The sequence below is a fragment of the Sphingobium sp. C100 genome, assembly GCF_000508185.1.
Taxonomy (GTDB): domain Bacteria; phylum Pseudomonadota; class Alphaproteobacteria; order Sphingomonadales; family Sphingomonadaceae; genus Sphingobium.
In genome coordinates this window covers 1-10741 of the sequence record NZ_AYOY01000025.1, presented here as the reverse complement: position 1 = coordinate 10741, position 10741 = coordinate 1, and the positions used below count along the sequence as shown (strand labels likewise).

Below are 10741 nucleotides of genomic sequence, written 5' to 3'. Positions count from 1 at the left end.
GGGGCGCGGGCAGCCGGACGCCCGCCTGCGAGATGGCGTCGGCCAGCTTCGTGCCCTTGGCCACCTTGGCGCGGATCTGCTCGGCCAGCGCCTTGGCCTTTTCGTTGCCGGCGTTGAGCTTATACTGGGCCTGCACCAGCGGCTTGACCTCGGCCAGCGGCGGCGGGGCGGCGGCGATGATCTGTCCGGGCGCGATCAGGGCATAGCGCTGGTCCGGCGTGATCGGCACCAGCTGCGCATCATCGTCGGCGCTCATCGCAAAGACGGGCGTGACCAGCGGTTTGATGTCGGCGGACGGCACATAGGCCATGTCCTTCACCTGCTTGCCGGTCGACAGCAGCGGCGGGCTGGTTTCCAGCTTCAGGCCATTATCCTTCACCACTTCCTCGAAGGTGCCGCCATCGGCGATCTGGTCCTCCAGCTTGCCGGTGAAGTCGGCCAGCAGCTGCTTTTCCTTCTGCGCGCGCAGGGTGGCGACGATGTCGTCGCGCGCGGCGCCGAGCGGGCGGGCGGCCTTGTCCTGAACGGCGGTGACGCGCAGCAGCAGCCAGCCGAGCGGCCCGCGCACCGGGCCGACCAGTTCGCCCTGGCCGGCGGCGAAAGCGGCGTCGGCCACGGCCTTGCCGGTCGCGCTGGTCAGTTGGGCGCGGCTTTGCGCGTCCAGCGTGGACACCGCCAGGCCAGCGCCCTGCGCCGCCTGGGCGAGCGACTTGCCGCCCTTGACCTGCGCGGCGATCGCCTTGGCGCCCGCTTCGGTGGGCAGCACCAGCTGTTCGATGCTACGGGTCTGGCTGGCGGCATAGGTTGCCTTGTTCTGGTTATAATAGGCGCTGATTTCCGCGTCGGTTGGCGCGGCGGCCTGGGCAAAACGCGCGGCATCGACCACGGCATAGCGGATGCGGCGCTGTTCGGGGATGGTGAAGCGGGCGGCGTTCTTCTTGTAGAAGTCCGTCAGCTGCGCGTCGGTCGGCTCCTTTTCGTCCAGAAAGGCGACCGCGGGGATCGCCGCCACATTGCCCTGCCGCGCTTCCAGCAGCAGCGAGGCGTAGGGCAGGACCAGATTTTCGGACGGGCGCGCGCCCAGGCCGATCGGCGCCACCAGCTGGCGTTGCAGAATTTCGCGGCTGATGTCATCGCGCAGCGCCTGTTCGCTCAGCCGCTCGCGCGCCAGCAGGGCGCGGAAATTGTCATTGCTGAAATTGCCCGCCGCATCCTGAAAGGCGGGAACCTGCGCGATCTGCGCATCCACCAGCCGCTTGGAGATATGCACGCCCTGATCGTCGGCGAAGGCGCGCAGGGTCAGCGATTGCACCAGCTGGTCGAACACCTGCTTCCCGCCGCCCTGTTCGAAAAATTCGCCGATCTGCAATTCGGGACTGGAGCGACGCGCATTTTCGAACACGCGCTGCACCCGGTCCTGCAATTCGGTGACGGTCAGCTTATAGCCTTTCGCCTTGGCCGCGGTGCCGCCGCCCGACAGGCTGGCGCCGCCGAACTGGCCACTGGTGACGTCGCCCAGAATGAACGCGGCGGCGATGAGGCCCAGGAACAGGATCGCGAACAGCGCGCCGAACTTGGAATGGATGATGCGGCGAAAGACAGTGAGCATGAATATGTCCGAACAGCGGGCGTTATGGCGGCCCGCTTTAGGGGGGGAACGGCGCGGCGGCAAGGCTTGCACTGGACAAATGCGTGAGCGCCGTTCATCGGCTTGGTCCAGCACCCGCTTGCGTCGAGGAGGCGTCGCACGAGAATGTGGCGGCGGCGCGGGTGGGGGCTACGTGCAGCAATAATGACAGGGGAAACAGGCGGATGAACAGGCGAAAGCTGGTTGTCGGCAACTGGAAAATGAACGGGATGCGCGCGCATCTTGACGAGGTGGAGGCGATCGGCCGTATCGCCGCCGCGCATCCGGCGGTGGAGGTGGGCCTGTGCCTGCCCGCCACGCTCATCATGGCGGGGTCCGAACGGCGCGGCGCGGCCTTCATCGGCGCGCAAAACTGCCATATGGACATGAGCGGCGCCTATACCGGATCGCTGTCGGCGGAAATGCTGGCCGAAGCGGGCGCGACCTGGGTCATCACCGGCCATAGCGAACGGCGCGAGGCGCGCGGGGAGACCAACGCCGACATCGCGGCCAAGTCGGGCGCGGCGCACCAGGCGGGGATGAAGGTCATCCTGTGCGTGGGCGAGACGATCGACGTGCGCGACGCCGGCCGGGCCGAAGCGGTTGTGTCGGCGCAGTTGCTCGCTTCGCTGCCCGAAGGCGCGTCGGCCGACTGGCTCGCCGTCGCCTATGAACCGATCTGGGCGATCGGCACCGGCCGCATCCCCACGATCGAGGCGGTGGGATCGATGCACGCCGCGCTGCGCGCCGCGCTGGCCAGCCGGATCGGCGCGGAAGCGGACGCGGTGCGCATTCTCTATGGCGGGTCGATGAACGGCGACAATGCGGCCGATCTGCTGGCGGTGCCGGATGTGGACGGCGGGCTGGTCGGCGGCGCCAGCCTGACCGCGGCGAAATTCGCACCGATCATCGAAGCGGCCGACCGGCGCATGGCGGCTGCCGCCTGAACCCTGATCCCCCTCCCTTCGCAGGGTGGGGGATCAAGGTCGGACATCGTGGACCCGCAACGGTTGCCCCCGCGCCCCATCGTCGCTATGTGCGCGCCAACGCCCCCCTTTGTCCCGGACACAAACGTCGCATGTTCACCTTCCTCCTCGTCGTGCAGGCCATCATCGCTGCCCTGCTGGTCACCGTCATCCTGATGCAGAAGTCGGAAGGCGGCGGGCTGGGCGTGGGCGGCAGCCCCGCGGGCTTCATGTCGGCGCGCGGCGCGGCGGATTTCCTGACCCGCTCGACCACGGTCCTCGCCAGCATTTTCGTGCTGCTGTCGATCGTCATGGCGGTGATCGCGTCGGTGCGTCACGCCCCCAGCGACATCGACACCTCGCTGGTGAAGCAGGCGCCCGCGACGCAGAGCGCGCCGGCCAACGCCGATCCGCTGGCTGGCGCCGCCGGCAATGCGGCCACGACGCCAGCGTCCGATGGCGCGGTTCCGCTCGCCAACTAAACTCTTCGCCGATCATTCGATCTTTTTTTAAGCGCGCGTGGATTCGCGCGCTTGCTCTTTGTTGTTCTGAAAGGCTAAGCCTCTCCTCCCATGACGCGGTATATTTTCATCACCGGCGGCGTGGTCTCCTCGCTTGGTAAGGGCCTGATGGCCGCATCCCTTGCAGCGCTGCTGCAAGCGCGGGGTTACCGTGTGCGAATCCGGAAATTCGACCCCTATCTCAACGTCGATCCGGGCACGATGAGCCCCTATCAGCATGGCGAAGTCTATGTGACCGACGACGGGGCGGAAACCGACCTCGACCTTGGCCATTATGAGCGCTTCACCGGGGTTTCGGCGCGCCAGTCGGACAATGTGACGCAGGGCCGCGTCTATCAGACCATCATCACGCGCGAACGGCGCGGCGACTATCTGGGCGCAACGGTGCAGGTGATCCCGCACGTCACGGACGAGATCAAGGCCTTCGCCACCGCCGACACCGAAGGCCTGGACTTCGTCCTGTGCGAAATCGGCGGCACCGTGGGCGACATTGAATCGCTGCCCTTCATGGAGGCGATTCGCCAGCTGCATAATGATCTGGATCGCGGCCAGTCGATCTTCGTCCATGTCACCCTGGTGCCCTATATCGCGGCGGCGGGCGAGCTGAAGACCAAGCCGACCCAGCATAGCGTGCGCGAACTGACCTCGCTCGGCATCCAGCCCGACATATTGCTGTGCCGCTGCGAACATCCGCTGCCCGAAAGCGAACGCCGCAAGATCGCGCTGTTCTGCAATGTGCGCCCCGAAGCGGTCATCCCCGCGCTCGACGCCAGCAGCATCTATGCGGTGCCGGCGCAATATCATGCCGAAGGGCTGGACGCCGAAGTGCTGCGCGCCTTCGGCATCGCCGACACCACCGCGCCCTCGCTGGAGCGCTGGGCCGACATCATGGACCGGCAGCAAAATCCCGAAGGCGAAGTGACGATCGGCGTGGTCGGCAAATATGTCGGCCTGCCCGACGCCTATAAATCGCTGCACGAGGCGCTGACCCATGGCGGATTCGCCAACCGGGTGAAGGTCAACATCAAGTGGATCGACGCCGAATTGTTCGAAAAGGGCGACGATCTGGCCGCCAGCCTGGAGCCGATGCACGGCATCCTGGTTCCCGGCGGCTTTGGCGTGCGCGGGTCGGAGGGCAAGATCGCCTCGGTCCGTTTCGCGCGTGAACGCGATGTGCCCTTTTTCGGCATCTGCCTTGGTATGCAGATGGCCTGCATCGAGGGCGCCCGCAACACCGCCGGGATCACCCAGGCGTCGACCACCGAATTTGGCGAGACCAGCGAACCCGTCGTCGGCCTGATCACCGAATGGATGAGCGCGGAAGGTTTGCAGAAGCGCACCGCCGAGACCGATCTGGGCGGCACCATGCGGCTGGGCGCCTATCCCGCCCGGCTGGACGGCAACAGCGTCGTCGCCGGCATCTATGGCGGGACCGAGATCAGCGAGCGCCATCGGCATCGCTACGAAGTCAATGCCGGCTATCGCGAGCCGCTGGAAAAGGGCGGCCTGAACTTTTCGGGCATGTCGCCTGACGGCACGCTGCCCGAAATCGTCGAACGGCCCGACCATCCCTGGTTCGTGGGCGTGCAGTTCCACCCGGAACTCAAGTCCAAGCCGTTCGACCCGCATCCCCTGTTCGCCAGCTTCATCGAAGCGGCGGTCAAGCAGAGCCGGCTGGTATAGGAAACGGGGCCATCAAGGCCCCGTTTTTCATTTCAACCCGCGTCGAACAGATGCTTATACTGGCGTGGCTGGCAGCGCAGATATTGCGGCGCTGCCTTCACGCTCGCGCCCAGATGCGCCGCCGCGTGCCAGGGCCAGCGCGGATCATAGAGGATGCCGCGCGCGATCGCGATCAGATCGGCGTCGCCCGTGCCGACAATCGCTTCGGCCTGTTCATAGTCGGTGATGAGACCCACCGCGATCACCGGCATCGTGACCGCCTGCTTCACCGCGCGGGCGAGCGGCACCTGATAGCTGGGGCCGACCGGGATGTCCTGCCGCGGATCAAGGCCGCCGCTCGACACATGGATGGCGCTGCATCCGCGCGCTTCCAGCGCCTTGGCGAATGCGATGGTCTGCGCGATGTCCCAGCCGCCCTCGACCCAGTCGGTGCCCGACACCCGCATCGTCACCGGCTTGCCGGCCGGGAAAGCCGCGCGCACCGCGTCGAAAATCTCCAGTGGCAGGCGCATCCGCTTCTCCAGGCTGCCGCCATAATCATCTTCGCGCCGGTTGGAGAGGGGGGAGAGGAACTGGTGCAGCAGATAACCGTGCGCCCCATGCAGCTGGATCGCGTCCAGCCCCAGATTGTCGGCGCGCCGCGCCGCCGCGACAAAGGCGTCGCGCAGCCGTTCGATCCCGGCCCGGTCGAGCGCCATCGGCGCGTTGGTGCCCGGCGTGAAAGGCACGGGAGAGGGAGCGACCGTCTGCCAGCCATTGGCCGCGTCGGGCGCGATCTGCCCGCCGCCTTTCCATGGCACATGAGTGGATGCCTTGCGCCCGGCATGGCCGAGCTGGATTGCGATCGGCATGTCGCTATGGCGCCGCACGCTGTTCAGCACCCGCTTCATCGCGGCCTCGGTGCGGTCATCCCACAGGCCGACATCGGCATGGGAAATCCGCCCTTCGGGCTGGACGGCCGTCGCCTCGATCGTCAGCAGCGCCGCGCCCGACAGGGCGAGCTGGCCCAGATGGATGAGGTGCCAGTCCGTCATTTCGCCATCCACGGCGGAATATTGGCACATGGGGGCAATGACGATGCGATTGTCGAGCGTCAGATTACCGACCTGAAAGGGCTGGAACAGCTTGGGCGCGCTCAGGGGAGCCTCCGTGAAAAAAAGGGTGCGGCACCCAATGGGGGGCCGCACCGCAACATAGGGGTCGCTTCGGTCCGCTGAAAGGGGTCAGGTCGCCGGCGTCAGCTTCAGCATCCGGCCTTGCGACTTCCCCCCGTCCTCCAGCAGCCAGAGCGCGCCGTCCGGTCCCTGCTCGACCTCGCGGATGCGCGCGCCCATGTCCCATTGGTCGGCCTTTTGCGCGGATTCGCCGTCCAGCTTCACCCGGACCAGAGACTGGCTCGACAGGCCGCCTATGAACAGGCTGTTCTTCCATTGCGGGAAAAGGTCGCCCGAATAATAGAGCAGGCCGGCGGGGGAGATGACCGGGTTCCAGCTGACCTTGGGCGCCTCGAACCCGTCGCCGGGCGCGTGGTCGGGGATGGGTTTGCCGTCATAATGATCGCCGTTCGACACTTTGGGATAGCCATAGTTGCGGCCCGGTTTGATGAGGTTGACCTCGTCGCCGCCCTTCGGCCCCATTTCCTGTTCCCACAGCCGCCCGTCCGCGTCGAACGCAATGCCCAGCAGGTTGCGGTGGCCATAGGACCAGATGGCCGGGTTGAACCCCTTGGCGGCCAGCGGATTGCCCGCGGCCGGCGTGCCGTCCAGGTTCAGGCGCAACACCTTCCCCAGCGTCGACTTGGGGTCTTGCGCCGGATCGAATTTCTGCCGCTCGCCATTGGTGAAGAACAGATATTCGCCATCAGGCGAAAAGGCGATGCGCCCCGAATAATGGCCGTCGCCCGTCACATAGGGGCTGGCGCGGAAGATGATCTTTACGTCGTCCAGCCTGGTCGTGCCGTCGCTCGCCTGGGTGAACGCGCCCCTGGCCAGCGCCACGCCCTTGGCGCCGTCCCGTTCCTCCGAAAAGCTGAAATAGACCGCCTTGTCCTGCGCGAAAGTCGGGGAAAGCACCACGTCCATCAATGCGCCCTGGCCCGCGCTGTCGACCTTCGGGATGCCCGCGACCGGGATCTTCGTGCCGTTCCTGGGGTCGAACAGGATCATCTCGCCCGCTTTCTCCGTCACCAGCGCGCGGCCGTCCGGCAGGAAGGTCATCGCCCAGGGCGAATCGAAATCGGCGATGACCGATGTCTTGAACGGCTTGTCGCCCGACGCGGGCGTCTGGCTGTTGGCCCCGTCGCCCGAACAGGCGATCAGGAGGAGGGGTAGGGTGAAGACCATTGAATGCCGCATGTTTCTTCTCCGTTCGCCCTGAACCTGTCAGGGGGATGTCTTCTTCTGAAAGAAAATGAGGGGCTTCGACAAGCGCCGCCCGAACGGAAATGAGTGGCGATTAAATTTGTTGCAGATTTCGTGGCGTCCGCCTATATCGCCAGTGCTTCCTCACATCGTCAAACATGTCAGGGTCGCAGGTCAAGCCTGCGGCGCGGGAAGACGCACATTTTTCGTTGACGGAGAACGCATGGCGGACATCGCCGAACTGACTGCGCTGATCGAACCGGAGGTGAAGGCTCTGGGCTTCGCCCTCGTGCGCATCAAGCTGTTCGGGTCTGGCGACGACCATACGCTCCAGATCATGGCCGAACGGCCGGCGACCAGGCAGCTGGTGATCGAGGATTGCGCCACCATCTCGCGCCGCCTGTCGGACGTGCTGGATGAAGCTGACCCGATCGAGGAAGCCTATCGGCTGGAAGTCAGTTCGCCCGGCATCGACCGGCCGCTGACCCGCCTGCATGACTTCCTGGAATGGGCCGGGCATGAGGCGAAGATCACGGCCACCGAAATCGTCGCCGGGCGCAAGAGCTTTCGCGGCATCCTGAACGGCGTCGAGGGTGAGGATATTCTCTTCACCGACATCAAGGCCGGCGATGTCGTCATTCCCTTCGCGCTGGTCGCCGAGGCGAAGCTGATGCTGACCGACAAGCTGATTGCTGCTAGTATGCCGCTCTCCTCCGATGGGGCGGACGAGTTTGAAACCGAAGAATAAGGGTTCATAAGTCATGGCCAACGCCATTTCCGCCAACAAGGCCGAGCTGATCGCGATCGCCAATTCGGTCGCGTCGGAAAAGATGATCGACAAGGCCATCGTCATCGAGGCGATGGAGGATGCGATCCAGCGCGCTGCGCGCGCCCGCTACGGCGCCGAAAACGACATTCGCGCCAAGCTGGACCCCGACAGTGGCGACCTGCGCCTGTGGCGCGTCGTCGAAGTAGTCGATGTGGTCGAGGATTATTTCAAGCAGGTCGATCTCAAGGCCGGGCAGAAGCTGAAGAAGGATGCCGTGGTCGGCGATTTCATCGTCGATCCGCTGCCTGCCATTGACCTGGGCCGCATCGACGCCCAGTCGGCCAAGCAGGTGATCTTTCAGAAGGTCCGCGACGCCGAGCGCGAACGCCAGTTCGAGGAATATAAGGACCGCGTGGGTGAGATCATCACCGGCGTCGTCAAGTCGGTCGAATTCGGCCATGTCGTCGTGAACCTGGGCCGGGCCGAAGGCGTCATCCGCCGCGACCAGCAGATCCCGCGTGAAGTCGTCCGCGTCGGCGACCGCATCCGCTCGGTCGTGCTGAACGTCCGCCGCGAAAATCGCGGGCCGCAGATTTTCCTCAGCCGTGCGCATCCCGAATTCATGAAGAAGCTGTTCGCGCAGGAAGTCCCCGAAATCTACGACGGCGTCATCACCATCATGGCCGCCGCCCGCGATCCGGGTTCGCGCGCCAAGATCGGCGTCATCAGCCGCGACAGCAGCATCGATCCGGTCGGCGCCTGCGTCGGCATGAAGGGCAGCCGCGTGCAGGCCGTCGTGCAGGAAATGCAGGGCGAGAAGATCGACATCATCCCCTGGTCGGAAGATACCGCGACCTTCGTCGTCAACGCGCTGCAACCCGCGCAGGTCGCCCGCGTCGTCATCGACGAGGAGGAAGAGCGGATCGAGGTCGTCGTGCCTGACGATCAGCTGTCGCTCGCCATCGGTCGTCGCGGCCAGAATGTCCGCCTCGCCAGCCAGCTGACCGGCAAGGCGATCGACATCATGACCGAGGCTGACGCGTCCGAAAAGCGTCAGAAGGAATTCGTCACCCGGTCCGAACTGTTCCAGAACGAACTGGACGTGGACGAGACGCTGTCGCAACTGCTGGTCGCCGAAGGCTTTGGCGAGCTGGAAGAAGTCGCCTATGTCAGCGTCGAGGAACTCGCCTCGATCGAGGGCTTTGACGAGGATCTGGCCGCCGAGTTGCAGAACCGCGCGCAGGAAGCGCTCGACCGCCGCGAGGCCGCCGCGCGTGAAGAGCGTCAGGCGTTGGGCGTCGAGGATGCGCTGGCCGAGATGCCGCACCTGACCGAAGCCATGCTGGTCACGCTGGGCAAGGCGGGCATCAAGACGCTCGACGATCTGGCCGACCTCGCCACCGACGAACTGATCGCCAAGAAGCGGATCGACCAGCGTCGTCGCAAGTCGGAAACGACCGAGGACAAGGGCGGCATCCTGTCGACCTATGGCCTGAACGAAGAGCAGGGCAATGAGATCATCATGGCCGCCCGCGCCCACTGGTTCGAAGAGGAAGCCTGAGCCTTTATGCCTTTTGTCGACATCCGCCTGGCCGGCAGCGCCACTCGCGAGCAGAAAGCCGCGATCGTCGCTGACGTCACCCGGTCGCTCGTGGAGCGGCTGGGAAAGCCGGCGGCTGCCGTCCAGGTGGTGATCAGCGAAATTTCGACCGAAAATTACGCGGCAGGCGGGCAGTTGCTCGCCGACCGCGCGGCCCCTCCATCCAGGGAGGACGCCAATGCTGCGGTCACTCCCCGATGAGAGAATAGCCGCTCTCGACAGCGTTGGACTTGCCCTTTCTTCCGTTCTGGCGGAGGAGCGCGCATGACCGAACGCAAATGTATATTGACCGGCGATCGCGCCGATCCCGACATGCTGATCCGCCTGGCCGTGGGGCCGGAAGGACAGGTGCTCCCCGACATCCGCGCCAAGGCGCCGGGGCGGGGCGCCTGGATCGGCGTGACGCGGACGGAGCTTGAGGCCGCGCTCGCCAAGGGCAAGCTCAAGGGCGCGCTCGCCCGCGCCTTCAAGACCGGCGATCTTCAGATACCCGACGCGCTGCCCGACCTGATCGAGGACGGGCTGCGCCGCGCGCTGCTCGACCGGCTGGGGCTGGAAGCGCGTGCCTCCATGTTGTTGACGGGATCGGAAAAGATCGACGTCGCCTGCCGCAAGGGCGAGGTGAAGCTGTTGTTGCACGCGGCCGACGCGGCGGCGGACGGCAACCGCAAACTGGACCAGGCGCTGCGCGTCGGACAGGAAGCGGAAGGCACGGATCTTGCTGGTTTCACCTTGCCTGTGGACCGGGATGCCCTATCTATGGCAATGGGGCGGGATAATGTCGTCCATATCGCGGTCACCGACTCGCGTGCGGCGGTGCGTCTGCGCGGCGCTATCGGCCGCTTGGAAAGCTATCTGGGTTGCGCTACCGAAGCGCCCGCGCATGGGGAGCCTGTCTCCACCGACGCGCCGGGCGTCGGCTAAGCATCAGAATTAAGGCGCCGGCGGGCCTAACCGGCCGGAGCGGAAGTGAAGGGTTAAGTTCGAAAATATGAGTGACAGCAAGGAAGACAAGCCGGTTCTGGGCCGCAAGCCGCTGGGCATCAAGCGGACCGTCGAATCCGGTCAGGTGCAGCAGCAGTTCAGCCATGGCCGCAAGAATACGGTCGTGGTTGAGGTGAAGCGGCGCCGTGTCCTGGGCAAGCCCGGTGAGACGACCGGTGCTGCGCCTGCGGCTGCGCCCCAGGCTGACCCGACGCCCGCGCCGCGTCCGACC

Annotated in this window: 11 protein-coding genes; 8 read left to right on the top strand and 3 right to left on the bottom strand. The window is 65.6% G+C overall.

Translation table 11 applies throughout. The features are described from left to right. A partial coding sequence (locus C100_RS28270) for a SurA N-terminal domain-containing protein (RefSeq protein WP_024018389.1) occupies window positions 1-1609 on the bottom strand: 1609 nt, incomplete at its 3' end. Between the two features lie 203 nt (window positions 1610-1812). Here C100_RS28270 and tpiA point away from each other — a divergent pair. From tpiA to C100_RS28255, 3 genes are all read left to right on the top strand, one after another. Next, entirely contained in the window at window positions 1813-2574 is a 762-nt protein-coding gene (gene tpiA / locus C100_RS28265) for a triose-phosphate isomerase (protein WP_024018388.1), read from the top strand. Between the two features lie 131 nt (window positions 2575-2705). Further along, a complete protein-coding gene (secG, locus tag C100_RS28260) occupies window positions 2706-3074 on the top strand; it encodes a preprotein translocase subunit SecG (RefSeq protein ID WP_024018387.1) in 369 nt (122 codons plus the stop codon). Between the two features lie 90 nt (window positions 3075-3164). Continuing rightward, window positions 3165-4796 carry a CTP synthase gene (locus C100_RS28255; RefSeq protein ID WP_024018386.1) on the top strand — a complete coding sequence of 544 codons (1632 nt, stop codon included), beginning with the start codon at window positions 3165-3167 and terminating at the stop codon, window positions 4794-4796. Window positions 4797-4828: 32 nt separating this feature from the next. On the opposite strand, the gene C100_RS28250 is transcribed toward C100_RS28255, so the two are convergent. Both C100_RS28250 and C100_RS28245 read right to left on the bottom strand, forming a co-directional pair. Further along, the gene (locus C100_RS28250; RefSeq protein WP_031308667.1) at window positions 4829-5935 is read right to left on the bottom strand and encodes an NADH:flavin oxidoreductase/NADH oxidase; all 1107 of its coding nucleotides are present in this window, start codon (window positions 5933-5935) and stop codon (window positions 4829-4831) included. A gap of 84 nt (window positions 5936-6019) precedes the next feature. Continuing rightward, window positions 6020-7150 carry a PQQ-dependent sugar dehydrogenase gene (locus C100_RS28245; RefSeq protein WP_031308666.1) on the bottom strand — a complete coding sequence of 377 codons (1131 nt, stop codon included), beginning with the start codon at window positions 7148-7150 and terminating at the stop codon, window positions 6020-6022. 229 nt (window positions 7151-7379) lie between these two features. On the opposite strand from C100_RS28245, the gene rimP reads away from it, so the two are divergent. The 5 genes from rimP to C100_RS28220 all read left to right on the top strand — a co-directional run. Next, window positions 7380-7904 (top strand): ribosome maturation protein RimP, encoded by a 525-nt coding sequence (gene rimP / locus C100_RS28240; RefSeq protein ID WP_024018383.1) that lies wholly within the window; start codon window positions 7380-7382, stop codon window positions 7902-7904. A 13-nt stretch (window positions 7905-7917) separates the two neighbouring features. Next, window positions 7918-9486: a transcription termination factor NusA gene (gene nusA, locus C100_RS28235; RefSeq protein ID WP_024018382.1), complete on the top strand. Its 1569-nt coding sequence runs from the start codon at window positions 7918-7920 to the stop codon at window positions 9484-9486. Window positions 9487-9492: 6 nt separating this feature from the next. After that, window positions 9493-9726: a tautomerase family protein gene (locus tag C100_RS28230; protein ID WP_024018381.1), complete on the top strand. Its 234-nt coding sequence runs from the start codon at window positions 9493-9495 to the stop codon at window positions 9724-9726. Window positions 9727-9789: 63 nt separating this feature from the next. Then, window positions 9790-10449 carry a DUF448 domain-containing protein gene (locus C100_RS28225; RefSeq protein WP_024018380.1) on the top strand — a complete coding sequence of 220 codons (660 nt, stop codon included), beginning with the start codon at window positions 9790-9792 and terminating at the stop codon, window positions 10447-10449. Window positions 10450-10516: 67 nt separating this feature from the next. Next, a partial coding sequence (locus tag C100_RS28220; protein WP_037529607.1) for a translation initiation factor IF-2 associated domain-containing protein occupies window positions 10517-10741 on the top strand: 225 nt, incomplete at its 3' end.